This is a genomic window from Acinetobacter sp. (assembly GCF_049284435.1).
In the GTDB taxonomy this organism is placed as follows: domain Bacteria; phylum Pseudomonadota; class Gammaproteobacteria; order Pseudomonadales; family Moraxellaceae; genus Acinetobacter.
Window position 1 is genome coordinate 1 of sequence record NZ_JBAPXX010000058.1, and the last position, 24,453, is coordinate 24,453.

28 protein-coding genes, 1 tRNA gene and 2 pseudogenes are annotated in these 24,453 nt (G+C 42.0%); 19 read left to right on the forward strand and 12 right to left on the reverse strand.

The genetic code is table 11. The annotated features are described in order from the left end of the window. A pseudogene (locus WAK81_RS04850) lies at window positions 1–131 on the forward strand (pyridine nucleotide-disulfide oxidoreductase); the annotation flags it as partial. Between the two features lie 152 nt (window positions 132–283). Here WAK81_RS04850 and WAK81_RS04855 read toward each other — a convergent pair. The 3 genes from WAK81_RS04855 to WAK81_RS04865 form a co-directional block, all read right to left on the reverse strand. Beyond that, on the reverse strand, window positions 284–760 hold the full coding sequence (locus tag WAK81_RS04855) for a serine hydrolase domain-containing protein (RefSeq protein ID WP_422195910.1): 477 nt from the start codon (window positions 758–760) through the stop codon (window positions 284–286). A 29-nt stretch (window positions 761–789) separates the two neighbouring features. Then, window positions 790–1,308, reverse strand: coding sequence for a serine hydrolase (locus tag WAK81_RS04860; RefSeq protein ID WP_422195911.1), 519 nt, complete (start codon window positions 1,306–1,308; stop codon window positions 790–792). 121 nt (window positions 1,309–1,429) lie between these two features. After that, window positions 1,430–1,585, reverse strand: coding sequence for a hypothetical protein (locus WAK81_RS04865; protein ID WP_422195912.1), 156 nt, complete (start codon window positions 1,583–1,585; stop codon window positions 1,430–1,432). Window positions 1,586–1,966: 381 nt separating this feature from the next. Here WAK81_RS04865 and WAK81_RS04870 point away from each other — a divergent pair, with 381 nt between their 5' ends. Together WAK81_RS04870 and WAK81_RS04875 are read left to right on the forward strand one after the other, a co-directional pair. Beyond that, the gene (locus WAK81_RS04870) at window positions 1,967–2,215 is read left to right on the forward strand and encodes a hypothetical protein (RefSeq protein WP_422195913.1); all 249 of its coding nucleotides are present in this window, start codon (window positions 1,967–1,969) and stop codon (window positions 2,213–2,215) included. A 144-nt stretch (window positions 2,216–2,359) separates the two neighbouring features. Beyond that, window positions 2,360–2,566: a hypothetical protein gene (locus tag WAK81_RS04875; protein ID WP_422195914.1), complete on the forward strand. Its 207-nt coding sequence runs from the start codon at window positions 2,360–2,362 to the stop codon at window positions 2,564–2,566. Here WAK81_RS04875 and WAK81_RS04880 read toward each other — a convergent pair. Next, entirely contained in the window at window positions 2,550–3,188 is a 639-nt protein-coding gene (locus WAK81_RS04880; protein ID WP_422195915.1) for a LysE family transporter, read from the reverse strand. The two genes, WAK81_RS04875 and WAK81_RS04880, sit on opposite strands and share 17 nt — an antisense overlap. A gap of 118 nt (window positions 3,189–3,306) precedes the next feature. Continuing rightward, the gene (locus tag WAK81_RS04885) at window positions 3,307–3,873 is read right to left on the reverse strand and encodes an FxsA family protein (protein WP_422195916.1); all 567 of its coding nucleotides are present in this window, start codon (window positions 3,871–3,873) and stop codon (window positions 3,307–3,309) included. A gap of 125 nt (window positions 3,874–3,998) precedes the next feature. Here WAK81_RS04885 and ruvC point away from each other — a divergent pair, with 125 nt between their 5' ends. Continuing rightward, window positions 3,999–4,544 (forward strand): crossover junction endodeoxyribonuclease RuvC, encoded by a 546-nt coding sequence (ruvC, locus tag WAK81_RS04890; protein ID WP_004278925.1) that lies wholly within the window; start codon window positions 3,999–4,001, stop codon window positions 4,542–4,544. 17 nt (window positions 4,545–4,561) lie between these two features. Here the strand turns inward: ruvC and WAK81_RS04895 are convergent. Both WAK81_RS04895 and WAK81_RS04900 read right to left on the reverse strand, forming a co-directional pair. Continuing rightward, a pseudogene (locus tag WAK81_RS04895) lies at window positions 4,562–4,819 on the reverse strand (acylphosphatase); the annotation flags it as partial. Between the two features lie 10 nt (window positions 4,820–4,829). Then, on the reverse strand, window positions 4,830–6,287 hold the full coding sequence (locus WAK81_RS04900; protein ID WP_422195917.1) for an NAD(P)H-hydrate dehydratase: 1,458 nt from the start codon (window positions 6,285–6,287) through the stop codon (window positions 4,830–4,832). A 23-nt stretch (window positions 6,288–6,310) separates the two neighbouring features. Between WAK81_RS04900 and queG the strand changes: the two genes are divergently transcribed. The 3 genes from queG to bioB all read left to right on the forward strand — a co-directional run bounded on the left by queG (window position 6,311) and on the right by bioB (window position 8,870). Further along, window positions 6,311–7,405: a tRNA epoxyqueuosine(34) reductase QueG gene (gene queG, locus WAK81_RS04905; protein ID WP_422195918.1), complete on the forward strand. Its 1,095-nt coding sequence runs from the start codon at window positions 6,311–6,313 to the stop codon at window positions 7,403–7,405. Window positions 7,406–7,531: 126 nt separating this feature from the next. Further along, window positions 7,532–7,735 (forward strand): hypothetical protein, encoded by a 204-nt coding sequence (locus tag WAK81_RS04910; RefSeq protein ID WP_004278929.1) that lies wholly within the window; start codon window positions 7,532–7,534, stop codon window positions 7,733–7,735. Between the two features lie 133 nt (window positions 7,736–7,868). After that, window positions 7,869–8,870 (forward strand): biotin synthase BioB, encoded by a 1,002-nt coding sequence (bioB, locus tag WAK81_RS04915; RefSeq protein WP_422195919.1) that lies wholly within the window; start codon window positions 7,869–7,871, stop codon window positions 8,868–8,870. Between the two features lie 7 nt (window positions 8,871–8,877). On the opposite strand, the gene WAK81_RS04920 is transcribed toward bioB, so the two are convergent. Beyond that, window positions 8,878–9,114, reverse strand: coding sequence for a hypothetical protein (locus WAK81_RS04920; protein WP_422195920.1), 237 nt, complete (start codon window positions 9,112–9,114; stop codon window positions 8,878–8,880). 1,482 nt (window positions 9,115–10,596) lie between these two features. Then, window positions 10,597–10,673, reverse strand: a tRNA-Ile gene (locus WAK81_RS04925). 799 nt (window positions 10,674–11,472) lie between these two features. Here WAK81_RS04925 and WAK81_RS04930 point away from each other — a divergent pair. Together WAK81_RS04930 and WAK81_RS04935 are read left to right on the forward strand one after the other, a co-directional pair. Then, a complete protein-coding gene (locus WAK81_RS04930) occupies window positions 11,473–12,027 on the forward strand; it encodes a 1-acyl-sn-glycerol-3-phosphate acyltransferase (RefSeq protein WP_422195931.1) in 555 nt (184 codons plus the stop codon). Window positions 12,028–12,271: 244 nt separating this feature from the next. Then, the gene (locus tag WAK81_RS04935; protein WP_004278933.1) at window positions 12,272–13,021 is read left to right on the forward strand and encodes a YebC/PmpR family DNA-binding transcriptional regulator; all 750 of its coding nucleotides are present in this window, start codon (window positions 12,272–12,274) and stop codon (window positions 13,019–13,021) included. 69 nt (window positions 13,022–13,090) lie between these two features. Here WAK81_RS04935 and WAK81_RS04940 read toward each other — a convergent pair whose 3' ends face one another. After that, window positions 13,091–13,561, reverse strand: coding sequence for an Lrp/AsnC family transcriptional regulator (locus WAK81_RS04940; RefSeq protein WP_004645518.1), 471 nt, complete (start codon window positions 13,559–13,561; stop codon window positions 13,091–13,093). 452 nt (window positions 13,562–14,013) lie between these two features. On the opposite strand from WAK81_RS04940, the gene WAK81_RS04945 reads away from it, so the two are divergent. The 3 genes from WAK81_RS04945 to WAK81_RS04955 all read left to right on the forward strand — a co-directional run bounded on the left by WAK81_RS04945 (window position 14,014) and on the right by WAK81_RS04955 (window position 14,952). Then, window positions 14,014–14,304 (forward strand): hypothetical protein, encoded by a 291-nt coding sequence (locus WAK81_RS04945; protein WP_422195921.1) that lies wholly within the window; start codon window positions 14,014–14,016, stop codon window positions 14,302–14,304. Between the two features lie 98 nt (window positions 14,305–14,402). Further along, window positions 14,403–14,696, forward strand: a complete 294-nt coding sequence (locus WAK81_RS04950) for a hypothetical protein (protein WP_422195922.1) — start codon at window positions 14,403–14,405, stop codon at window positions 14,694–14,696. A gap of 31 nt (window positions 14,697–14,727) precedes the next feature. After that, complete coding sequence (locus WAK81_RS04955) at window positions 14,728–14,952, forward strand: hypothetical protein (RefSeq protein ID WP_422195923.1); 225 nt, start codon at window positions 14,728–14,730, stop codon at window positions 14,950–14,952. 63 nt (window positions 14,953–15,015) lie between these two features. On the opposite strand, the gene WAK81_RS04960 is transcribed toward WAK81_RS04955, so the two are convergent. After that, window positions 15,016–15,780, reverse strand: coding sequence for a glutathione S-transferase family protein (locus tag WAK81_RS04960; RefSeq protein ID WP_422195924.1), 765 nt, complete (start codon window positions 15,778–15,780; stop codon window positions 15,016–15,018). A gap of 294 nt (window positions 15,781–16,074) precedes the next feature. On the opposite strand from WAK81_RS04960, the gene ychF reads away from it, so the two are divergent. Continuing rightward, window positions 16,075–17,166, forward strand: coding sequence for a redox-regulated ATPase YchF (gene ychF, locus WAK81_RS04965; protein WP_004731529.1), 1,092 nt, complete (start codon window positions 16,075–16,077; stop codon window positions 17,164–17,166). Window positions 17,167–17,375: 209 nt separating this feature from the next. Further along, window positions 17,376–17,993 (forward strand): superoxide dismutase, encoded by a 618-nt coding sequence (locus tag WAK81_RS04970; RefSeq protein WP_422195925.1) that lies wholly within the window; start codon window positions 17,376–17,378, stop codon window positions 17,991–17,993. Window positions 17,994–18,183: 190 nt separating this feature from the next. On the opposite strand, the gene WAK81_RS04975 is transcribed toward WAK81_RS04970, so the two are convergent. Further along, window positions 18,184–18,681, reverse strand: coding sequence for a hypothetical protein (locus WAK81_RS04975; RefSeq protein ID WP_422195926.1), 498 nt, complete (start codon window positions 18,679–18,681; stop codon window positions 18,184–18,186). A 103-nt stretch (window positions 18,682–18,784) separates the two neighbouring features. Between WAK81_RS04975 and WAK81_RS04980 the strand changes: the two genes are divergently transcribed. The 5 genes from WAK81_RS04980 to glnD form a co-directional block, all read left to right on the forward strand. Further along, window positions 18,785–19,537, forward strand: a complete 753-nt coding sequence (locus WAK81_RS04980; RefSeq protein WP_422195927.1) for an AzlC family ABC transporter permease — start codon at window positions 18,785–18,787, stop codon at window positions 19,535–19,537. Next, a complete protein-coding gene (ygaH, locus tag WAK81_RS04985) occupies window positions 19,534–19,881 on the forward strand; it encodes an L-valine transporter subunit YgaH (RefSeq protein WP_416706217.1) in 348 nt (115 codons plus the stop codon). Before WAK81_RS04980 ends, ygaH begins: the two co-directional genes overlap by 4 nt. 89 nt (window positions 19,882–19,970) lie before the next feature. After that, window positions 19,971–20,540: a hypothetical protein gene (locus WAK81_RS04990; protein WP_422195928.1), complete on the forward strand. Its 570-nt coding sequence runs from the start codon at window positions 19,971–19,973 to the stop codon at window positions 20,538–20,540. A gap of 190 nt (window positions 20,541–20,730) precedes the next feature. Continuing rightward, entirely contained in the window at window positions 20,731–21,945 is a 1,215-nt protein-coding gene (gene purT, locus WAK81_RS04995; protein ID WP_422195929.1) for a formate-dependent phosphoribosylglycinamide formyltransferase, read from the forward strand. 26 nt (window positions 21,946–21,971) lie between these two features. Beyond that, a partial coding sequence (gene glnD / locus WAK81_RS05000) for a [protein-PII] uridylyltransferase (RefSeq protein ID WP_422195930.1) occupies window positions 21,972–24,453 on the forward strand: 2,482 nt, incomplete at its 3' end.

Consider the following 24,453-nt stretch of genomic DNA (forward strand, 5'->3'; position numbering starts at 1 on the left):
CCAATGTGAAAGGTGTATTTGCAGCGGGTGACTGTACCACAGTGCCGTACAAGCAGATCATCATCGCGACCGGTGAAGGTGCCAAGGCATCATTGTCTGCTTTTGATTACATCATCCGTTCGGGGCAGTAATCTCAGCGATAAAAAAGCCAGTCGTCATGACTGGCTTTTTTGGTTTAAGTGCAATTTCTATTTCAATAACTCGACTGCTAACTGCTCGATATTAGCCATTTCTGGATGAGCGGCAGATACGTTGGCTAAGATGGTCACTGCTTTTTTCTTATTTAGATCCAATACCAAAATTGAGGTATGCCCTGCGGTATTCCCCCATGCCAAGTCATTTTCTGGCCATTCTCGCCTTCACGAATAAACCAACCCAATCCCATTTGGTAATGCCCGACTTTGGCTGAAGTGGGCTGCTGGGTGAGCTGAATAGCAGGATTTTTCCCATCCAATTGTACCTGAGCAAAATGTGACATATCTTCAACTGTAGAAAGCAGCCCGCCAGCACCTAAAAACACGTCGAAATTCCAAGTCGGAATTTCTTTACCTGTCGCATCCATTGCAGGTACTAAATGTTTACCCACTTTTTCTTGGTTTACAAAGGTATTTGCCATTCCGTATGGCTTAAAAATATATTGCTGATACAAGTTTTCTAGTGTGGTTTTTTCTGCCGAGGCCAATGTATGCCCAAGCAAGCCCACGCCTAAATTAGAATAATTCGACACTTTGCTGCTTAACTGCGCTGTATCTAAGACCAAATCATTTTTCAGATAAGCATTTAGTTTTTCTACATCATAATCTTTATAAGGATTTGAATCGTCATCCGTTGCCAGTTATTTGGCAATCGTTCCAAGCCGGAAGTACGGTTGGATAAATCTTTGAATTTCAGTTGAATATTATCTTTAAACTGAAATGGATAATAACGGTTAATGCTATCTTCCAACCCAATTTTCTTTTGGCTCACCAATTCCGCTAAGACTGTCGCAGTAAATACCTTAGTGATGGAACCAATGCCAAAAACAAGATCTTGATTAGCTTTCTCATGAATTTTATTGTCATGTTTATGCACACCCAAATATTGCGTTTTGCTAGGGTCTAACACAGCAATCGCTACTTGAGTATTTTCAGGAAAAGTACGTGTTGCTGCAAAAATTTTCTCTGCAAGGTTTTTTGGATAGCTTTGAATATGGTTTTCCGTTGTGTTATTGGCAGCATTTAATTCAATATATGGGCTAAATAATAAACCTGTCATTTGCTGTTGATCGTTCAGGCTCAAAGATAATTTAAGACGATCCTTTTCAAACATCACTTTATAAACTGCTGTAGATTTACCTTTGTTCTCAATGAACTCAATATTTTGAATAGGTCCTAGCTGCTTTTTGATATCTTCAGATACTTTTTTTTAGCACGGTGACAGGCAAAGCTTCTTACATTTTAGGAGAAAAACGTTGATACATTGCTTCATATGCAGCCGCATTAAAGTCTTGATGAAACTGTGTGATTGCTTTTTTTTCTAGATCAGTTTGTGAAAAAACCTGCCCCATCGTAAATAATCCTGCAAGTAACACTGCCATTCTTTTCATGCTGTTGCTCTTTGTTTAAGTATTTATCTTTACATAACATAAACTATCATAATTGTTTAAATATTAAACATATTTTCATACATGAATTTCCATTATATATGACTTATTTTAATTAAAATTCATGAATTAATTTAAGCACTTATGATTGTTTACACACACTCTAGACTGCTCAAACAACATCACTCGTCAGCTCTAAAAATTCTGTTAAATTAATTACTTTTAACTGTATATTTATTATGCAAATAATGCTTTAGTAACCTTTTTGTTAAACCCCATAGGCATGGTTCATGCATTGATTTAGAATCTGATGTGTAAAAAATGCTGATGTACATTAGAAAAATAAATTATTCACTGGAATGCTGTGAATTCAAGGAGATCATCATGCTACGTTACCAGTATCATTGTGCATGCTGTGACAAAGTGGTTGAATCCACTCAAAAGGTTTGTAACGATTGTGGCTCACACCATATTCGCAGCCCTTTTGGTTTCTGGATTTTATGTCTAATCGCCTGTCTCGTTACAGCTATCGTATTTAAAGCGGTGCACTTGTATGTACAGTCGCAACAAGAAGTGCCGGCACAACACTCGCTATTGGATGTTTTAAAAGAAGAAGATAAAAGACTTCGCTAACTTTATTGATCTGACAGTAAAGACCTGTTGGTTCAAACAGGTCTTTTTATTACTCTTGAATAATTCAAATAGCTATGCGGAAAATAGCCTCATCAAATCCAGATTTGATTTACAATAGCTGTGGATTTGAATGAGAGATGTGCCATGGTTCAGTTAATTAAAAAAGGTGGATTGCGTGAGCGCGCCAACCGTAGCCGCAGTTATCAAGGCTCTGAAAATACTGAAACCACCTTAAAGCCTAATCGTTATCAAACGGCGGTTAAAACACCAGACAATTTAGCCTCTCCTGCCCCGACCTCACCAATATCTCCAGCATTAAATGAAGATATACCACTTAATTCATCAGAATAAGTGCGTCATACCATAACCATAATGCAAATAGCAGAAATAGTCCGCCTGAAATCATATCAATATAACTCCCCGAACGCTGGTACAAGGTTTTAATTTTTGGTTGGGAAATCAACAGCATCAATAAAGCGAAGGTGATAAAAGTCTGCAAGGGAATAATCACTGCCAGCTGTGCTTTCAAATAATCGGAAGCAGATGAACTCAAAGCCAGTGAAAATACGCTACTAAAATAGATCAGTGTTTTTGGATTAGAGAGATTGGTCCATAAGCCCAACATAAAATAGTTTTTAGCTTGCACTTGTCCATTTGTATCGTCGTCGGTCTGATGTCTATTTTTAAAGCTATGCACACCACCCTTTAACATGGCCCATCCCATTTTAGCCAGGAACATACCACCCAAAAGCATTAAGACTTGCTGGATCCATGGAAACTGGTCAATTAACACGGTAAAACCCGCAAGTGTCAGTACTACCCAAACCACGATACCGGCAGATATCCCTGCAATAATTTTCAGGGCATTCTGGCGTGTGGTGGATGCGGCACTTTTGGCAATGAGCAAAATATCGGGACCGGGACTTAGTTGAGCAACAAAATGCAGGAGACAGATCGTAAAAAGCAGAGACATTAGAATAAGGTAAATTTATAAAAACATATTATAACGTTTGTTCAAAGACATTAGAAAGTTCCAATAAAAAACCGAATCATCAGATTCGGCTTAAATAGAGTTTTTTTAAATAAAATACTTATTTCGGATTGATATCTTTCATTTCAATTTTTTTCGCCTCAGGTCTCACTTCACGTGCTTCACCATCAATAATGGTGGAATCACCGCGACCTGATTGCTGATTTTGCATATCCTGCATTTGACGCATCATCTCGGCAAATGGATTTTGGCCTTGTGCCGCACCCATATCGCCCATCATGCCGCCCATCATTTTTTCCATCATCGCCTGCTGACGTTTCATCATCGCTTTCATCATGGCAGCCTTAAAAACCTGCTGAACCGCTGGAATAAGCATCAATACTGCCAATACTTCGGTGATCAATCCAGGAATAAGTAGAAAGAAACCTGCCAGAATTTTAGGTAAATTTCCTGTTAATGCGGGATCTGCACTCATTTGTCCCATTTGCATTTGCTGCATCTGTGGCATGACACCGGCCGAGTATTTACGGATCAGATTCATACCAATAAAAAATGCGGCTACAAACCAGAAAAATACGTACCACATGCTCCCGACGAGGTCACCCACGCCAATCCAGACAAATACTTCTAGGATTAAGCCTGCAAGGATAATAAGAAATAATTTCATGAAAATTAATCTAATCTCAGTAAAATAAATAATAGGATGCTGGAATCAACTGCTTCATCAGGATCAAGCTTTTTTGATACGCTTATGTAACAATATGGGCATTATTCTATTTTTAAAGTGCGGGCATGTCATTAATTATTGGGATTGACCCCGGTTCTCGTTTAACCGGTTACGGAATTATCGAAAAAGATGGCTCCAAACTGACTTTTGTTGATGCCGGCACCATCAGAACAGAAACGACAGAAATGCCTGAACGTTTAAAACGCATCTTTGCCGGCGTGGAGCGCATTGTAAAATTTTATGGCCCCACTGAAGCCGCAGTCGAACAGGTCTTTATGGCACAAAATCCGGATTCTGCCTTAAAACTCGGCCAGGCTCGTGGTGCTGCTGTTGCTGCACTGGTCAATCTGGATTTGAAAGTCGCTGAATATACCGCGCGCCAAATCAAGCAGTCGGTGGTGGGTTATGGCGCTGCCGATAAAGAACAGGTGCAGATGATGGTGATGAATATTCTAAAACTCAGCATCAAACCGCAACAGGATGCTGCGGATGCCCTAGCGGCTGCCATTTGTCATGCCCATGCCTCAGGCAGTATGAGTAAAATGGCGGTATTGAATGCGTTGGGCGGTATGGCACGTGGCCGTAGTCGTGTCAGCAGCCGTCGTCGATAAGGTTCAACGCAATATCTAAAGTCTTGAACATCTACGTCGAATTCCAGATACTCTTGCACAATAGATTGTACGGTTGCACGAGCAGACCCTTGCCAACTTTGTGCAATCATTTCATTAAGCTGGGAATCTGTTCCAACAATAACGACTTCCACTTCACCCGTGCTCAAGTTCTGCACATGCCCTTTTAGCCCAAGTGCTTGAGCCTGCTCGGCAAACCAGTAACGGTATCCAACTCCTTGAACTTGGCCTGAAATATTCAGTTTAATGACTGGCACACTATTCTCCTTAGCGATTCACCACCTGATAAATCGCATGTTTCATATTTTGAGCCTGTAAACCGCGTTCGCCATTTTTGGCCAATTCATCACCTGCAAGTGCATGTAAAGTTACAATTTCATGCAAATGAATTTTTTGTACAAATTGCGCCTTTAGACTGGCAATCATGCCAGCCAGCACATCCCCCATTCCGCCAGTGCCCATACCAGCATTCCCGGCATTGCAGATATAAAGCTGATCTTCCAGAATCAGGCTGCCTGAACCTTTTAGCACCCACTGTCCCTGATATTTTTGTTGCAGTGCATGAATGGCTACAATCCGATCCATTTCAACTTCCGCAGTGCTACATGCTAGCAAAGTTGCAGCTTCCCCTGGATGTGGTGTGGCATAAGTTTGGGAATTCAAAACTTGAGGGTGCTTGGCCAGAAACCATAAGGCATCGGCATCCAAAACAACCTCCAAATCAGATTGCTGAATCAGTTCAAACCAAGCTGTATATTGTTGCTCTGACCAAGAATCACGACCTAATCCCATGCCAAAACACACTGCATCGACCTGCTGAATTAGTGCTTGGCGTTGTTCCTGAGTCAAAAGATTAATATCACGTAACATAATATTCGGCGCACGTGACAAAATCGCGGTGTGGTGTTTTGCATCACAGATAATCGTCACTTTACCCGCTCCAGCAGCAAATGCTGCCTCTGCAGCCATGATCACTGCTCCGCCCATATCGGCATGTCCACCAATCACCAAGACATGACCATAACTGCCTTTATGACCAAAGGCTTCACGCTTCGGCAATTGAATCTCATGCGATGAAAGACAAGCAATCGGTTGAAGCTCAGTATCTGTTGGAATAGCAGAAATCAGTTCGATCTTGCCCGCATATTCTTTGCCTTGTCCGGTAAACAATCCTGCCTTGAGCCCTAAACCAGTGAAAGTATAGTCAGCTTTGATCGCAACAGGCAAAGGCTGGCCGGTATTGACACCCAATCCACTCGGTATATCAATTGATATTTTTATTCCAGTTTGCTGATTGATCGTTTGAATAACATTTTGCCAGTCAGAATCCAGCTGACGGTTCAGACCAATTCCGAATAAGGCATCGATATAGACCTCATATTCGGATTGAAAATCAAAATGCGAATAAGGCTGCAAGCCAGCCTGCTGAGCTTCCTGCACAGCCGATGCCAAATCTTTGGAATTACCTAACTCAGCTGCATAAATATCAACTTGAAAACCGGCTTGTTTTAAATACTTGGCCACAAGATAGCCATCACCAGCATTATTACCCTGACCACAGCAGACCGCGATTTTTATAATTTTTTGCTGGGAAAATAAGGTGATCAGCCGCTGACTAACACCCCAGGCGACTTGTTGCATTAAACCGTAGGAACTATTTTGCTGCTGAAACCAGCGCTGCTCCCATGCTTGTAGATCGCGGCTATGGTAAACTTGTTGCTGCATTTCTTATTCCCTGTCTTTGGTTTATGACAATTCCCGATTCTCACGCGCAAATTCAATTTTATCAACAAGATCCAGCTGAGTTAAAGGCCTGGATTAAAGCACAGGCTTTAGAATTGGGTTTTACTGATTGTGTCATTGCCAAACCGGATGCTCAAGCAGAATTAGCCCGCTTACAGGAATATCTGGATCGCGGATATCATGGTGACATGAAGTTTCTGGAAGACAATCTGGAAAAACGTGCCAATCCCGCCTTACTGGTTCCCGGCACACGCAGCATTATCTGTGTGCGTATGGATTATCTGGTCGAGGCACCAGAGCCACGTTATATTCCTTATGCACCTAACTCTGCCATTATCGCGCGTTATGCCCGTGGCCGGGATTATCACAAGACTATGCGGGGTCGTCTAAAAACCTTAGCGACAAAAATCCGGGAAAAAGTCGGAGATTTTGAATCACGCCCATTTGCCGATTCTGCGCCAATTTTTGAAAAATCGCTGGCTGAAAGTGCCGGCATGGGCTGGACAGGTAAACATACCTTGCTGATTCATAAAACATCAGGCTCATTCTTTGTTTTGGGTGAGTTATTTACTTCACTGGAACTGCCTTTTGATGAACCTGCGACGAAACATTGTGGCTCCTGTACTGCGTGTATCGACATCTGTCCGACTCAAGCCATTGTAGAACCGTACATGCTGGATGCACGACGCTGTATCGCCTATCTGACCATCGAATATAAAGGCATTATTCCAGAAGATTTGCGACGCGGAATTAGTAACCGTGTTTTTGGCTGTGATGACTGCCAGCTGATTTGCCCGTGGAACAGTTTTGCCCAAGTCACCTCGATAGAGGATTTTCATCCACGGCATGGACTGGATCAGGTCAGTTTACTGGAATTATGGCAATGGGATGAAGCGACCTTTTTAAGTGCAACTGAAGGCAGTCCGATGCGCCGTACAGGTTATCAAAGCTTTATGCGCAATATCGCCATTGGTTTGGGCAATGCGTCCTTTGATGGACAGATTATTCAGGCACTTCAGCAACAGCATGATCAGCACGATGAAATTGTACAAGTACATATTGATTGGGCCATTCAAGAACAACTGGCAAAATCCAGCTAATTTTCTAGCACTATTAAAATATATTTCAACTTTACCTAGATTCACAGTTTCACTTAAAAGGCTTACACACTCGTGTTTCAGACTATGGCATAAATAAAAATAGATCAGAAATGAAGTGGAGGAAAGATGATGTCATCAAAAAATCCAAATCAAGAATTGCTTGAGCAGCTGCAGCATGACCAGCAGAAGCAACAACAGCAGCAGCCGCAACATGGTCCGATTAATTCCCCAAAAAACAATCAGCATGAACAGGATCAGCGTGTGTTTAACAAACAGCACCGTAGTGATCTGCATGGCCAGGATATTCATGGGAATCACAGTAATAAATAATCTGGTAACTGAAAAACAAAGCTCACCTCGTGTGGGCTTTGTCATTTATATAAGGTCATATTTTGCTAGTGAAGCAAGGGCGAATTTTTATTAAGATGAAGCGAATGATAAATAAGCATAGATAGGGAAAGAGATGAACAGTAGTGATGCGGTACGCAATGATTGGTCACGTGAAGAAATACAAGCTCTATATCAACAGCCTTTAATGGATTTAGTATTTCAGGCGCAACAGGTTCATCGTGAACATTTCACCGCCAATACCGTTCAGGTCAGTACCCTGCTCTCGATTAAAACCGGTAAATGTCCTGAAGACTGTAAATACTGCTCACAATCAGCCCATTATGATTCCAAACTGGAAGCTGAAAAACGCATTGCGGTCGATAAAGTGATTCAGGAAGCAAAACAGGCGCTGGCATCAGGAAGTTCACGTTTCTGTATGGGGGCTGCATGGCGCAACCCACATGAACGCGATATGCCTTATGTTCTGGAAATGGTACGTGAAGTTAAAGCACTCGGTCTGGAAACCTGTATGACACTGGGGATGCTAAATGGATCGCAAGCTGAACGCTTGAAAGATGCAGGACTGGATTATTACAACCATAATCTGGACACTTCTCGTGAATACTATTCACATATCATCAGCACACGTAGCTTTGATGATCGTCTGGATACATTGGATCATGTACGTCAGGCTGGTATGAAAGTCTGTAGTGGCGGTATTGTTGGTCTGGGTGAAAGCCGTGATGACCGGATTGGTTTATTGTATGAACTTGCAACTTTGGCGATTCATCCGGAATCTGTGCCGATTAATATGTTGGTGCCGATTGAAGGCACACCGATGGCAGATGTAGAAAAACTGGATGTGATTGAATGGATTCGTACTATTGCCGTAGCACGCTTGCTGATGCCAAAAAGTTATATTCGCCTTTCTGCCGGCCGCGAATCCTTAAGCGATTCGGATCAGGCTTTGGCATTTATGGCTGGTGCCAATTCTATTTTCTCGGGTGAAAAACTGCTGACGACTCCCAATACAGCCCAAGGCCGGGATCAGCAACTTTTTGCAAAATTAGGTTTAGTTGCAGAACAGCCAAAACCGAGTGTTCGCAGCTTGGCTACAGATGCCATGGCAAGCTAATCACTGTTTAAGTTGATGAACTCGCAGAAAAGTTATGTGCAGTAATTAAAATGCCATAACGAGCATTCAGATAATCTCCGACTCGGATTTGATCTACTCCATTGGCATGATGCACCATCAGCGCTTGCGTGACTGCATCATAGCTAAAGGAGTCATAACTATCCTGATGCAGGCTGAGCCAATGCAGAGTATCTGCCAAGCTACGGTCGACGATATAGGTATCTGCATGAAAATCTTTGCTCATATTCCTGTTCATCGTGTTGAAATTTCCCTTTAATTTTAACGGAAATTAACCAATGACAAGCATAAAAAAAGTGAGCCATTGCTCACTTTTCTTGCAAAAACTTTAGTCCTTATTCGTACCGTACTTACGATACTCCCTGTGTTCCCCGATTTCTTGCATTTGCTCATACTCATAAATATGCAAACAAAACAATTTTCTTAAAAGCTGAAGCATCATTGAAACTCCTGTTTAATCATTTTTTTAATACGCTTCTTAAGATATTCCATCCTGAAACATCATGATTTTTGACCAAAAAATCATCTCATATTAATTAGCATAATTTTTTCAGTTGTAAAATGCATTTCATCTACTGTTCACTTTTTTTGCTGATATTTTTTGAAATACATCACAGTTCTTTCATAAATATCAACTTTTTCTTAAATTAGGACTCTCTTAGGTACAAAATCCACAAAAATGGCTCATAAACCTCATCTATTGAAGCCAGACCTCTTTTTTATAAGTAGATCTCAAGTATTGTCTAATCGTTATTTAAGACACCACCACGATTTCCTATGTTCACCATTTACGAAAACAGAAAGCCTACCGTTCGCATTCGAGGGAGGTATATCCTCTGTGCATGTCACTGGCGTACTTACAACATATTGAGTATTACTGTTATTAAATTCCCATCTGGTGTAGCGGCATACACCCGTACCTTCGGTGATTTCTTTTCCTCGGGCAATGATCGTGTCGGGTTTCTTAGTGATACTTTTGGGCTTATTCCAAGCCTTATACTGATATTGACCTGATGAAAGTTGCTCGATAGTTACAATATGCGCAGAGGTTTTACAGGTGTATTGTTCTGCCGCGAATGCACTAGAAAAAACCAGTGATCCGAAAATGATAGAAATGAAAGGGTTTAACATAGTTTTCTCCAACAAATGGTTGGGACTGATGTTTGAATTCACTGGCTTCTGTAGCTTTTTATCTGAGCTCGGTGAAATCAAGTTTTAATTCTTAAAGCTGATCTGCCTAGGTCTGAGTTATGTTGATTAGGAAGCGATAAATAATAGTTTACTTAGGGGTTTGGTACTTACAGAACCTCTCCTCTAATAAAAATAAGAAGTTAAATCTTTAGTAAGACTCTACCTGATTCTTGATTGCTATCATTTGGAAGCAATTTTGAGGGGCTTTCAATTTAAAAAAAATCAGATGCAGCGGTTAAGTTTGAAACAAAATCTACAGGATGAGATTCACCTATAATCAGTATTTAGAATAGAAGAAGTAAAGCCAAGCTCAATCCGATTATTGTTTATTTTTTATCCAAATTTATTAATGGGCTAAGATGATGTACGCTCATGCATTACTTGTGCAACGAGTGAAAAATATCTCATAGATTACAAGAAGCTAGATTCTGAATAAATTTATACTTTATATAAAAACCCCTAATTCTTTTAGAATTAGGGGTTTGAATTTCATATGGGTGCATATGCTTTTAAAATTTGGTGGGCCCAGACAGACTTGAACTGTCGACCAACGGATTATGAGTCCGCTGCTCTAACCAACTGAGCTATAGGCCCTATATGCTGAAAACTTTATTTATCAATAAGTTCAGGCGTCATGAATACTAGCTAAGATTTTTTTGAAAGACAAGTACTTTTATAACTGCTTGAACATTTAGACAGCAATCATGGGCGACTTGTCTTAGTCAAAATTCAGCTATTTAAGACTTCAGTATAGGAGGCATATAGAAAAATGAGATACATGCTGCATCATTTAAGACAAATGAGTCTGTCATCTTGAATTTAATACGGTCTACTAAGTATAAAACTGATAGATTTAAGGTCTTAGTATATCTATAAGGTATCAAAATTCTTTATTGCTCAGGCAGCAATGTTAAAGGAATAGCCTTGAGCTAAAGAAGATAAAATGACTAGAATTCAGACTTCATTTCTTCGTCTTTACGTAAATCCTGCTTAATTTCGATCAAAGACCATACAATTATAAGCGCAAAAATCAATAGGGAGACTACGAAGGCTGTCATGTATGTCATACTTTTCAATCTCAGAGTAGAAAGAATAAGAAAATAGAAAAGACCTGTATCAGTCTTCTTCTTCGACAAAAGTCTAATAACTAAAGTGTGCTCTGGATAGTCATTTTTTCATCATTTTAAGACTTTTTTTGTATCTACTGATATTTTTAATATCTTAATGTTATTTTATTTATATATATTAACTCTTAATCTTGCAGCTTAAAAAGATAAATAAATCATAGATTTTTACATTATTCGCTGATTTTATTTGAAAGCCTATTGACTGTATGGTTGAACAAGATGAAATTATGCAGTTCTCTACATACAGCTTTTACTTCTCCGTACTTATGCTAAATAAATTCCTTGGCGAATCTGCATTTAAACTTGCAGGTTGGCAATATCATGTCGAACCAGATGTGCTTGAAGATAAACAGGTCATTATTGGATTTGAACATACCTCAATGATGGATGCAGTACTGTCAATTGCCCTGTTCCAGATTTACGACCTCAAGGTTCATACCTTGATCAAAAAAGAATTATTTAAAGGACCTTTCAAGCCGTTATTAAATGCTGTGGGTGGTATTCCGGTTGACCGCAAGGCCAGTAAAGATATCGTGACCCAGATGGTGGAACAGTTTCAGAACAATGAAAAGTTCAATCTGGTCATTGCTCCCGAAGCGACACGTGCTAAACAAGATGAAGCATGCAAACCGATCCGTACCGGTTTCTGGCATATTGCCAAGGCTGCCAATGTACCGATCGTGTTGTTATATGCCAATTCCAAAACCAAGCAAGGTGGCATTCTTGGCAAGATCTATCCAACAGACCTTGCGCATGACCTGGCTTTGATCAAACAACTGTATAAAGACAAGGTTGGTCTGGATATCGTTATTCCAGAATAAGCTTCTCTAAAAGCACTGACATGAACAGAAATCCTGCTGTTCATGTCTTGTTCATCCACCTCTATAAATGTATAAAAATAAAATCAGAAACGCCCCATCCTATTTCCATTCTTTCTTAATTTAGCGCTTTTTTTGCTTTTATCCTGAAATCTCAAATCCAGGCACTTTTTTTTAAAAAAACGCTTATGGTAGAATTTCGGCATTCTGATAGGCATACAGCCAATCTACAAGGAGCATAGTTCGCATGGCGGGTCATTCCAAGTGGGCCAATATTAAGCATCGCAAAGCAAAACAAGATGCGAGTCGTGGTAAAGTTTTTACCAAATACATTCGTGAATTAACCACTGCTGCAAAGCTTGGTGGTCCAGATACTGCAAGCAACCCTCGTCTACGTGCTGTGGTTGAAAAAGCATTATCAGTGAATATGACACGTGATGTGATCAACCGTGCCATTCAACGTGGTGCTGGTGGCGAAGATAACGACGACCTGAAAGAAGTGACCTACGAAGGTTATGGTGTAGGTGGGGTTGCGGTTATTGTTGAAACCATGACTGATAACTTGAACCGTACTGTACCTGACGTACGTCATTGCTTCTCTAAAACTGACGGTAACCTAGGCACCAACGGCTCGGTTGCATTCCTGTTCACTAAACGTGGCGAGATCACTTTTGAAGATGTGTCTTTGGAAGATCAAATCATGGAAGTGGCATTAGAGGCCGGTGCTGAAGACATCGAAGTCACTGAAGATGATATCCTGGTCATTACCACACCTGAAGCTTTCGGTGATGTTCAAGATGCTTTAACTGCTGCAGGTTTAAAATCTGACAATGCTGAAGTGGTGATGAGCCCTTCAACCAAAGCAGAAATTACAGACATCGACCAAGCGAAAAAAATCATGAAAATGATTGATATGCTTGAAGATCTGGATGATGTACAAAACGTGTATACCAACGTTGAATTCTCAGATGCAGTTTTAGCAGAACTTGATGCTTAAATATGATTGATTCAAAAAACGCACCTTAGGGTGCGTTTTTTTATGGCTGTCTATCACCCTCGCCTTTGATTAAACTTTATTGAGTAATCCGCTACAGTTAAAGACATTATATTCTTTAATAACAAAGCTTGAATGCAGCGCAACCACATGCTCAATTTTTCCAATCCGCTTGAGCAGGATTTCACTATAGTTTTCCATATCCCTTGCCACCACTTCGACAATAAAGTCTGCCGACTGACCGGTGACCAAAAAGGCATTAATTACTTCGGGAATACTTTCCAGTTCTTCCAGAAATTTAGCAAAAGTATCACTATCATGTTTGCTCAAGGATACCTGCAACAGCACATGCAGACTGAAACCTAATTTTTGGTAATTGATTTCACGTTTTAAGCCACTGATAATATTATGATCGATTAAGTGTTTGATCCTGCGATGCACCGAACTGACAGATAAATTCACCCGCTCGGACAGTTCATTCAGATTGACATCTTCATGGGTCAATATTTCTAGAATATGTTTATCGAAACGATCCAGTTCCATTTTTATACTCTTATATCAATAATCAATAGATGAAGAAAATTTTGCGCCATCTCTGTTATACAATATTTATTTATTTTCCACAAAATTTTCATATTCTGAAATTTTTTTCCAAATAAGATATCATTTTATAAATACGGTTTTCAGGATGGTTTAAATGACCGTTAATCGCATTAATTAAAAATATGACCAATGGTATTTTAAGTTAAATCTTTATTTTTAAATTATTTAAATTGGGTAAATACGGCAACAGATAGGCTATTCCTCTCAGCCCCTACACGACTCAACCGTCCATCTTTTACAAGTGTATAGAAATAGATTAAAACAAAGGCGCTTTAAAAAATAAAAATAGCGCATTTCAAAAATATCATTACACAAGGAACGGTCATGGCTTCTAAACTTCTAAACTTCTAAACTTCTAAGCTTCTAAGCTTCTAAGCTTGATAAAAACAAAAGTGAGTCCTGTCTTAACCGTCGAAACCCAAACGAAGAGCTTACTGGGCGGCTTATTCGGTGGAACGACATCAGGTACCCTCACCAATCTTATTGGCAATCTCACCGGATCCAATACTCAACCTTCAGTCAGCTCATTATTAAATAATCTCCTTTCTGGAAGCAGCTTGAGTACGACAAATCTCAGCAATTTATTAACTCAGTTTTCTGGTTCGAATGCCTCAAGTTTAAATATTCAAAGCCTGATCAGTAGCTTAACCCAATCCAATGGCGGTAGCTTTAATATTACCTAGGTCACCAACTTATTGAAGAGTTTGATGGGGAGCAATAGCAGCAATCTGGATCTTGGGGCTATTTCTAAACTGGTTGGCGGCTTATATTGGGCGGCAGTATGGGCAATATTGATATTGGTAAAATTTCTCAGCTGGTGGGTGGTCTGATTGGTGGCAATGCAGGCAATGATTTTGATCTTGGTGCTATTACCGACTTAATTAGCGGCTTTGTAGGCGGAAATGCAACTGTTGGTTTTGATGTCGGTGGCTTCACTGACTTACTGAGCGGTCTGATTGCGAATGGTGCAAATGGCATAGACTTAGGTGGATTATTAGGCAATCTCAATCTCGGTAGCGATCTGGATCTGGGTGGTATGATCGAAGGTATTTTCCTCTGCTTCAAACGGCTTTGACTTAGGCAGTATTGCCGAAGGTGTTGGTCAGTTGGTTGGTAGTGGCTCTTCGATTGAACTGCCTGACCTTGGTGATCTTGTGCAAGGTGTGGGCGCGACTGATTCCAATATTGACGTGTCTGCTCTCCTGCCTGGCATTAAAGATACAATTCAGAATATTGGCAGTGGCGGTTCTTCATCCGGATTTGATTTTGGTTCGCTGTTCAATAACTTCACTAAAAATATTGATATCGACCAGAATAATCTGTGGGGTTAATCATAATCTCATTAAAAAAACGCGCTTCATGCGCGTTTTTTTAATTCTGAGTAGCATTTGAACTTATACACCACGCCAGTCTACCCGCGCATTGCGTTCGGTTCGGTAAATACGGCAAATATATTCACCCAGTGGTAGCTCATTCAAATACTGCTGATAGTCGCGATATTCTTCGGACAAGCTTTCAAAATTTTCTTTTTCCCACGGCGTACCTGGAATCGCCAAAAGCGGTGCCAACATGGAACAGACTGCAATATCCGCCAGACCTAAACGATTTCCGACAAAATAATGCCCACCTTGGCTGACCAGCATCTGATTGAGCTGCTGTACCGCAACATCGATGTGTTGTTTAGATTCCGCCACGGTTTCCTCATTCAATGCATAACCCTTGGCAACCATCGCTTTCAATAAAGGTTTAGAAAATTTTTCAAACTGGCGCAGATAGCCCTGCTCACCAATTAAAATATCCAGAGATTCATGATCAGAAGTCAGTGCTTGAGACAGCATCCAGCGACGGACATGATGACCCAACTCCAGAGTAATTTCATTAATCTCTAAAGCTTTATTTCGAAAATATCCTTCTGCGTGCAGTAAACGATGTTCTGGATAAGTATCATCCAGATATAAAGCAATCTGGGTGGAATCTGCGACCCAGCGGTCCTGATCGCGCAAAATAGGCAGACGATTCTGGCCTGTTTTCAGGCGGGCAAAAGCACGGTGTACCCCGGGTATCAGATTGTGAGCAACATAATACAGCTCTTTATGGTCCAGCATCCAACGTGCTTTTTCGCAAAAGTGAGATAAAGGAAACTGGTATAAAGTTCGCATGTATGCTCCATGTTTATCGTTATTGGATCAGGGCGTGTAGGCCGCTGTTTTATTCAGATACTTTAGTCACTCACTTTTAGAAAAACAATGTGATTTTTATTCAAAAATAAAATACTGGCTGATTATTCCTCTATGGTTGGTGGACTCACTACACATCCTGGAAAGCTCAGCGAATCATTTTAGGTCGCCAGAAGCATTTGATTGCAATAAACCACAAGCGCATGACCTGACTTTAGCCGTGCTTTCATGTAAAATCGGGGGCAATTTTTATATAACGCTTTTGTGAGTTATTTCATGGGTTTTAATTGCGGTATTGTCGGCTTGCCGAACGTTGGTAAATCTACACTTTTCAATGCCTTAACCAAAGCTGCTATTGCTGCAGAAAACTTCCCTTTCTGTACGATCGAACCAAACACTGGGATTGTACCTGTTCCTGATCCACGTTTAGACAAATTGACTGCAATTGTTAAACCGCAACGTGTTATTCCGACTTCTATGGAATTTGTAGACATCGCAGGTCTGGTAGCGGGTGCTTCTAAGGGCGAAGGCTTGGGTAACCAGTTCCTGGCCAACATTCGTGAAACTGATGCAATTGCTCACGTTGTGCGTTGTTTTGAAGATGAAAACGTCATTCATGTGAATGGTCGTATTGATCCATTAGATGATATTGCCACGATTAATACCGAACTTGCGCTTGCTGACCTCGATGCAGTAGCAAAAGCGATTACTCGTTTGGCTAAATCTGCCAAAGGTGGCGACAAAGAAGCTTTAGCGACTAAAGCTGTTCTGGAAAAAATTCAGCCTTTACTGGATGAAGGTAAACCGGCACGCGCAGCGGATCTGGATGATGATGAACGTAAACTGGTACGTGGCTTTGGCTTAATGACGCTGAAACCAACCATGTATATTGCTAACGTTGCTGAAGATGGTTTTGAAAATAACCCGCATCTGGATGCAGTGAGAAAATTAGCTGCTGAAGAAAATGCGATTGTAGTACCACTTTGTAACCAGATTGAAGCTGAAATTTCATTGCTTGAAGATGAAGACCGTGCTGAATTCCTGGAAGCAATGGGCATGGAAGAACCTGGCTTAAACGTGGTGATTCGCGCGGGATATTCACTGCTTGGCCTACAAACTTACTTCACCGCGGGCGTGCAAGAAGTTCGTGCCTGGACCGTGAAAGTTGGCGCAACTGCACCACAGGCAGCAGGCGTGATTCATACCGACTTTGAAAAAGGCTTTATCCGTGCAGAATGTATCGCTTATGATGATTTCGTGCAGTACAACGGCGAAGCTGGTGCGAAAGAAGCAGGTAAATGGCGTCTAGAAGGTAAAACTTACATCGTTCAGGATGGCGACGTTTTACACTTCCGCTTTAACGTCTAAGTATTTGCTGTTTCAAAAAGCCCCTTCTTGGGGCTTTTTTATTGATTATAAAAAAGGAGGTATAAGCGTAACAGGCTTTCTGAAAGCACATAAGATCAACACATTTTAACAATAATGATAACTATTCTCATATATAAATATTAAATTAGAGAGTATGTTAAATCTAATGAAATATAACCTAACTCCATTCTTCCCAAGGAATCCTGCCAATGAGCTACACTTTGCCTGCACTGCCTTATGCTTATGATGCGCTAGAGCCCCATATCGATAGCAAGACTATGGAAATTCATCATAGCAAGCATCATCAAACCTATATCAATAATATCAATGCAGGAATCGCGGGTACTGAATGGGAAGATTTATCAGTCGAAGCCTTAATTAGCAAATTCAATGAAGTGCCCGAGCAACTCAGACAGAACGTGATTAATAATGCCGGTGGACATGCCAATCATTCCCTGTTCTGGACAGTGATGAGTCCAGACGGCGGTGGTCATCCCGAAGCTGAAATTGCCAAGGCGATCGAACATGAATTAGGGGGATTCGAGGCATTTAAAGAAGCATTTACCCAAGCAGCGCTTAGCCGTTTTGGTAGTGGTTGGGCATGGTTAAGTATGGCGCCAGATCAAACGCTTATTGTAGAAAGTAGCGCCAATCAGGATTCTCCACTGATGCATGGCAATATTCCCCTTTTAGGTCTGGATGTTTGGGAACATGCCTATTATTTACAATATCAAAACCGTCGTCCGGAATATATCTCGGCTTTTTTCAATGTCGTGAACTGGAAAGAAGTGAATCGTCGTTATCTGGAAGCGTTGAACGCGCTTTAAATCTTTGAGGAGATCGGCCATGTCTACACGTACGTTGATTCAACGCATGATTGGCAGCACACTCCTGATCTGCGGTGTAATCGTGCTTTTATTAGAACATGTGTTGATGCCCTATTTTTAAAGTTTATTTTGCTAAAAAAGCCAGTCTAAATGACTGGCTTTTTATTGCTATAACTAAATCAAAAAAGGTTTATTGCATGTTGGCAATCGCGGTACCTTTTTGTTTAGGATCAGTATTTCCGAGTGCAGGATGGGCAATGGCATTCTGACATTGCAGTTTATCCCGCTCATAATCCGCCTGTTTTTGTTGCAGGCTGTTGCCATTTTCCATGGTCGTCCGCGCCCAGATTTCCAGACTGGTCAAGGCTTTACGACACAGGGCATATTTGCCTTCGGTCACCGAATCGGTCATTTTGACATTAATACGCCAGTCTGTACTCAATTTACGTGCCGGTTGACGTACTCGTGTTTCCAGCTGATCCACTTCTTTATTATAGACTAGTGGATCTACTTCATTGATCAGCTGCCATGCGGCATTGGCATAAGTCGTCGCATCATTGCTTAGTTTAGGTGCCGGTTTAATTTCTGGCTTGTCAGTCGATTGACTGTCATTCCCACACGCTTGTAACAACATTGCCGTGCTTATTAAAGCAGCAGTCAGCATCGTACGTGTCTTGAACATCCACATATCAGGCTCGCCAATTTAAACATTTCGGCACTATGCTATTAAATTCACGTAGAATACACAATCTTCATTTGACCCATCGTTCAACTCTCCTTTAAGGTGTGTCGTGTCTGAACCAAATCAACTCGCTACGCAACCTGCTGGCTTCTGGCAAGGTGCAAAAGATAGCCAAGCGATTATCTTCACTTATTTACCGGTGTCGTTTGCGTTTGGTGTTTCAGCCACCCAGTTTGGCTTTACCGCCTGGGAAGCTTTGTTCCTGTCCTGCTCGATGTATGCAGGTGCCAGCCAGTTTTTGGTGGTCGCTCTCTTAGGCAGTGGAACATCTATCTGGATGACGGCATTAACGGTAATAGCTTTAGATATTCGCCATCTGCTCTATGGTCCGGCGCTGCAAAACCTGATTCAAGACCGGCTCAATTTAAAGAAAACAGCAATGTGGTCTTGGGGTCTGACCGATGAAGTCTTTGCCTCTGGCATGATCAAGCTCTCGCAACGGCGTCAAGAATGGTCGGAATCCTGGATGCTCGGTTTAAGCCTGTTTAGCTGGATGTCCTGGGCTCTCGGATCTTTCCTCGGTGGCTTATTTGCCGATCAGGTCAGCAACCTGCCGCAGTTCTTGCAGGCTGCACTAGACTTCCTGTTACCTGCACTATTCCTAAGTTTCTTGTTGGCAGCCTTTGAAAAGAAACATACTTTTGTGGTAGCCGTTACAATTCTGGTATCTGCGATTGCCTGTTACTTTATCGACTTGTCTGCCGCGATTTTTATCGGGATTAGTTCGGGTATTTTTGCCGGCCTGTTCAAGCACTATATTCTGAAACAGCCAGACCCTGAACACGCAGGAGATCAAGCATGAATCTAGAGATTATTCTGGTGGGGATTATAGTCGGCATTGCCAATTTCGCTTCCCGTTTCGGACCTTTTTTTGTGATTCAGAAATTTCAGCAAGGTTCGCAAAAACGTGGAGCATTGTGGCTAAAAATTGCTTTGGGCTCAATCGGTATTGCTGCGATCAGCTCTATGCTGGTGGTTGCTACCTTGCCGCCTCTCTTGGAAACACCCAATAAAAGCTTTGCCATGCTGGTCGGCTTTATTGTGCTTATTGCTTTGTACTTCAAGTTTAAACGGATCGTGATGGCGACCCTGACCGCAGCGCTGACCTATGGTCTGGTATATACTTATGTACCCATGCCTTTTTAAGATTTAAATGATTAATCAATCAAGACAAAGGTTTATGCTAAACTCAAAGTATAGGTCTTTTTATATAACGAAAACCAGAAAAGATAGCCATGTGTGCAGTCAAACTGGTAAGTGAAGGGAAAATCTTTATTCATCATCAGCGCGATGAAATGTTAACCGTGTTTCATCGATATGAATTACCGGGACAGTATTTTGAATGTTTTATCAATGCTCAGAATTTTACAGGCCATTTTGTTGAAATACATGCTCAACCGGCAGATCAAGTTCGTGTGGTTTATATTGAAAAGAATGGCACTCATCAAATTATTGCCATGCTTAATCAGAGCCAACACGTGATGCATCTTCATCCTTTGACATTGATTTGGGGTAAATGGAGCTTCATACATCGTGTCCTGCCGAATGCTCTAAAAATTTTTGCTGGTTTATTTGCGCTCCTTTTTATTCTTTTTTCAGCTACCGCCTTTTCAGCAGATCAGTTCCAGCTCACCACCATCTTGCGAGACTGCATTCAATTCACAGTTTTTGGGCTACTGTTATTTTTGCTGTGCTTCGTCCTGCCTTTTGTATTGCCCTATGCCTATGTCCTGCATGTGCGTACATTGCGTCTGTTAAAGATGATGAATATCAATGCTGAACAATTTGCACAAATAGAAAAATAAAAATCTCAAAACGGAATCTATCATCTGCAAACTCAGTCTGACAGCGCTGCGAAAATGACAGCGCCTCCTTATTCAAATCCAGAAAAACTTTATAAATAAAACTGTTGGTCAATATCACAATTTTGTATGAATCTTGGCTTAACTGCCGGCTCAGTTCTGCTATGCTAAAAGTCCATAAAATCAAGCATGGATGATCCACATGAGCGTGACTATTGGTACTCCCCTTCAATCTTCTGCCTATAAAGTTCTATTATTGGGTTCTGGTGAACTGGGCAAGGAAGTGGTGATTTCACTACAACGCCTTGGAGTCGAAGTTCATGCTGCTGACCGTTATGATTATGCACCGGCCATGCAGGTTGCGCATTACTCCTATACTCTGAATATGGCTGATGCCGATGAATTAAAACAGCTGATCCAACAGATCCAGCCACATTTAATCGTTCCTGAAATTGAAGCGATTGCGACCGAAGTGCTGCTTGAAATAGAAGCCCAGAACATTGCTACTGTCATTCCTTCCGCCAAAGCCGTTAATCTGACCATGAACCGTGAAGGCATTCGTCGTCTGGCTGCGGAAGAACTGGGGCTACCAACCTCAGCTTACCGTTTTGCTGACAGTTTAGAATCTTTCCGCGCGGCCTGCGACGATGTCGGTTATCCAAACTTTGTTAAACCGGTGATGTCATCTTCAGGCAAAGGCCAGTCTCGTGTCACCCGCTTTGATGAAGTCGATGCGGCCTGGGAATATGCGCAAACCGGTGGCCGGGTCAATCAGGGTACTGTGATTGTAGAATCACAAATTGACTTTGATTTTGAAATTACCTTATTGACTGTTCGTGCAAAAAACCCAGAAACTGGTGAAATCGAAACGTCTTACTGCGATCCTATCGGACATCGTCAGGACTCAGGCGATTATGTGGAAAGCTGGCAGCCTCAACCGATGACTCCGGCCGCGCTGGAAGAGTCTAAGCGCATTGCCAACAAGGTCACCACAGCACTTGGTGGTTGCGGAATCTTTGGGGTGGAACTCTTTGTAAAAGGCGAAAAAGTATGGTTTAGTGAGGTTTCCCCGCGTCCACACGATACTGGACTGGTGACTTTAGCCTCCCAATTTCAAAGTGAATTTGAACTGCATGCACGTGCTATTTTAGGTTTGCCGGTCAATACTGCACGACATAGTACTGCTGCCAGCGCGGTGATTTATGCCGGAGTAGATGATCGTAATCTTTCATTTTCTGGCCTGAATCTTGCTTTAGCAGACGGCAATACCGATTTGCGCCTGTTTGGCAAACCAGAAGGTTTTAAACGTCGTCGTATGGGCGTTGCCACGGCACGTGCAGAAACTATTGAACAGGCACGTGAACTGGCCCTCCAGGTCGCAAACCAAGTTAGCGTCAACCAAAACTAAGCTGAAATACCAACGGACGACTGTACATGATCAACACCCATCCCCTGCTGAATTACGCTAAAAGTAACCATGACATTAAAGCCATCAATCAATGGCGCAGTGATGTCGAAAATCAGCTTCAGGAAAGTTTTGAAAATGGGCAGTCGATTCGGGATATTATTCTGGCGCGTTCCAACCTGATTGATGAAGCCTTAAAATTTCTCTGGCAGCATGCGGAACTGGATCAAACTGATTTGGCCCTGTTTGCGGTTGGGGGCTATGGCCGCCGTGAAATGCTGCCTTATTCTGATGTCGATATCATGATCTTGTCAGAAGATGAGATTAGCCCAGACCAGGAACAGCTGATTTCTATATTTATTTCATCGCTATGGGACGTTGGAAATTTCAAACCCGGTATCAGTGTCCGCACCATCAATGAATGTGTCAATCAGGCCAGCAGTGATCTGACCGTCGCCACTACCCTGATTGAAGCCCGTCTGATTACTGGCAATGAAAACCTGTGCAAATGGCCACGTCGCATCGTGTCACGTACCTGGACCGACAAAACCTTTTTTGATGCCAAGATGGATGAGCAGCATAAACGCTATGCTCAGCACAACAATACCGAAAGCAATCTGGAACCGGATATTAAAAATGCACCGGGCGGTATTCGTGACATCAACCAGATTGGCTGGATTGCCAAACGGCATTTCCGCGTCAATCGCATTTACGATCTGGTGCATCTCGGTTTTATTTCAGAATTTGAACTCGGTGTGCTTGAGGAAGCCGAAAGTTTCCTCTGGGAAATCCGTCATCACCTGCACCGCCTGACCAAGCGCGATGAAAACCGTTTATTGTTCGATTATCAGCGCGACATTGCAGCCAAATTTGGCTATGTACGTGAAGAGACGCATCATCCGAACTATCCAATTGAACAGTTCATGAAGCGCTATTATCGCACTGCACAGCAAGTGTCTACGCTGAACGAAATGCTGCTGGCCTATTTTAATGAATCGGTCATTACGCCACGTTTACCACAATATGAACGCCAGATCGAAGAAATCAACCAGAACTTTAAACTGGTCGACGGCAAACTGGCCGTGCAGCATCACAAGATTTTCTCGGAAAATCCAAGCGCAATTCTGGAAATTTTCTATCTGTTGGCCAATCGTCCTGAGATCGAAGGCATACGTGCGCGTACCTTACGCCTGCTGACCTTGGCTGGAAAACGTATTGATCAGGATTTTCGGGATAATCCGGTGCATCAGGCGCTGTTCATGGCAATTATCCGCTCACCGCATCGACTCTATGACACCATGGTCGCCATGAAGCGTTACGGTGTGCTCGGAAATTATATTCCAGCCTTTGGACAGATTCTGGGATTGATGCAATATGACCTGTTCCATATCTATACGGTCGATGCGCATACCTTATTGCTGCTGCGTAATTTAAACCGCTTTAAAGAACCTGAATTTGCCAAAGAATTTCCGGTGGTCAGTTCCGTATTCCAGCGTTTGACCCGTCGTGACATTGTCTATCTGGCGGCAATTTTCCATGATATCGCCAAAGGCCGTGGCGGTGATCACAGTGAACTCGGCGCCAGCGATGCGATTAAATTCTGCCGTAGCCATGGCTTTACCGAACGCGAAAGCAACCTGGTGGCTTGGCTGATCCAGAATCATCTGGTGATGTCTGTCACCGCCCAGAAAAAAGATATCTCCGATCCGGATGTGGTCAAGGAGTTCGCCGAAAAAATGGGTGATATGGAGCATCTGGATTATTTATACACCCTGACAGTGGCAGATATTAATGCCACCAATCCCAAGTTATGGAATACCTGGCGCGCTTCCCTGATGCGTCAACTGTATACCCAGGCGCGCGATGTAATCCGTTCCGGTCTTGGTCGTCCGGTTGATTATCAAATGCTAATTGAAGATACTAAATTTGCAGCCAGCGAACTTCTGGTTCAGGACTTTTCACTGGATGAAGTAGAAAAAGTCTGGCAGGAACTTGGTGATGACTATTTCCTGAAAGAAACAGCAGATGAAATTGCCTGGCATACCCGTGCCATTTTACAACACGGGGATAATCCTGCCCCACTGGTGTTGATGCGGGCGCACCGTAAATATGCCCAGGATGCGGTACAGATCTTTATTTATACGCAGGACCAACCCAACCTGTTTGCCACAACGGTAGCTATTCTGGATCGCATGAATCTGGATGTACAAGATGCACGGATTATTACTGCCACCAAAGCCTTCAGTCTGGACACCTATGTGGTACTGGACCGTTTTGGTACCTTATTGACCGATCCGGAACGCGAAGCCACAGTGATTAAAGCCCTGAAAAATGCCTTGAGTCATTCAGATGAATATCCTGGCTTGATGCAGCGCCGGATCCCACGTCAATTACGTCATTTCGATATTGAAAATACAGTCGATATCAGTGTCAATCCTGCCTTGAATCAAAATATGGTTGAAATTGCCACTCTCGATCATCCCGGTTTGCTTGCCAAAATCGGCGGTTTAT

Bases quoted from the DNA above. Each gene is read 5' to 3' on its own strand.
- ruvC (WP_004278925.1), top strand. From the start codon at position 3,999: ATGTCATTAATTATTGGGATTGACCCCGGTTCTCGTTTAACCGGTTAC.
- WAK81_RS04970 (WP_422195925.1), top strand. From the start codon at position 17,376: ATGAGCTACACTTTGCCTGCACTGCCTTATGCTTATGATGCGCTAGAG.
- WAK81_RS04990 (WP_422195928.1), top strand. From the start codon at position 19,971: ATGTGTGCAGTCAAACTGGTAAGTGAAGGGAAAATCTTTATTCATCAT.
- WAK81_RS04960 (WP_422195924.1), bottom strand. From the start codon at position 15,780: ATGCGAACTTTATACCAGTTTCCTTTATCTCACTTTTGCGAAAAAGCA.
- WAK81_RS04940 (WP_004645518.1), bottom strand. From the start codon at position 13,561: ATGGAACTGGATCGTTTCGATAAACATATTCTAGAAATATTGACCCAT.
- WAK81_RS04900 (WP_422195917.1), bottom strand. From the start codon at position 6,287: ATGCAGCAACAAGTTTACCATAGCCGCGATCTACAAGCATGGGAGCAG.
- WAK81_RS04885 (WP_422195916.1), bottom strand. From the start codon at position 3,873: ATGAAATTATTTCTTATTATCCTTGCAGGCTTAATCCTAGAAGTATTT.
- WAK81_RS04975 (WP_422195926.1), bottom strand. From the start codon at position 18,681: ATGTGGATGTTCAAGACACGTACGATGCTGACTGCTGCTTTAATAAGC.
- WAK81_RS04935 (WP_004278933.1), top strand. From the start codon at position 12,272: ATGGCGGGTCATTCCAAGTGGGCCAATATTAAGCATCGCAAAGCAAAA.
- ygaH (WP_416706217.1), top strand. From the start codon at position 19,534: ATGAATCTAGAGATTATTCTGGTGGGGATTATAGTCGGCATTGCCAAT.
- WAK81_RS04875 (WP_422195914.1), top strand. From the start codon at position 2,360: ATGGTTCAGTTAATTAAAAAAGGTGGATTGCGTGAGCGCGCCAACCGT.
- WAK81_RS04860 (WP_422195911.1), bottom strand. From the start codon at position 1,308: ATGTTTGAAAAGGATCGTCTTAAATTATCTTTGAGCCTGAACGATCAA.
- WAK81_RS04950 (WP_422195922.1), top strand. From the start codon at position 14,403: ATGGGCAATATTGATATTGGTAAAATTTCTCAGCTGGTGGGTGGTCTG.
- purT (WP_422195929.1), top strand. From the start codon at position 20,731: ATGATCCACATGAGCGTGACTATTGGTACTCCCCTTCAATCTTCTGCC.
- queG (WP_422195918.1), top strand. From the start codon at position 6,311: ATGACAATTCCCGATTCTCACGCGCAAATTCAATTTTATCAACAAGAT.
- ychF (WP_004731529.1), top strand. From the start codon at position 16,075: ATGGGTTTTAATTGCGGTATTGTCGGCTTGCCGAACGTTGGTAAATCT.
- WAK81_RS04930 (WP_422195931.1), top strand. From the start codon at position 11,473: ATGCTAAATAAATTCCTTGGCGAATCTGCATTTAAACTTGCAGGTTGG.
- WAK81_RS04920 (WP_422195920.1), bottom strand. From the start codon at position 9,114: ATGAGCAAAGATTTTCATGCAGATACCTATATCGTCGACCGTAGCTTG.
- WAK81_RS04870 (WP_422195913.1), top strand. From the start codon at position 1,967: ATGCTACGTTACCAGTATCATTGTGCATGCTGTGACAAAGTGGTTGAA.
- bioB (WP_422195919.1), top strand. From the start codon at position 7,869: ATGAACAGTAGTGATGCGGTACGCAATGATTGGTCACGTGAAGAAATA.
- WAK81_RS04865 (WP_422195912.1), bottom strand. From the start codon at position 1,585: ATGAAAAGAATGGCAGTGTTACTTGCAGGATTATTTACGATGGGGCAG.
- WAK81_RS04910 (WP_004278929.1), top strand. From the start codon at position 7,532: ATGATGTCATCAAAAAATCCAAATCAAGAATTGCTTGAGCAGCTGCAG.
- WAK81_RS04880 (WP_422195915.1), bottom strand. From the start codon at position 3,188: ATGTCTCTGCTTTTTACGATCTGTCTCCTGCATTTTGTTGCTCAACTA.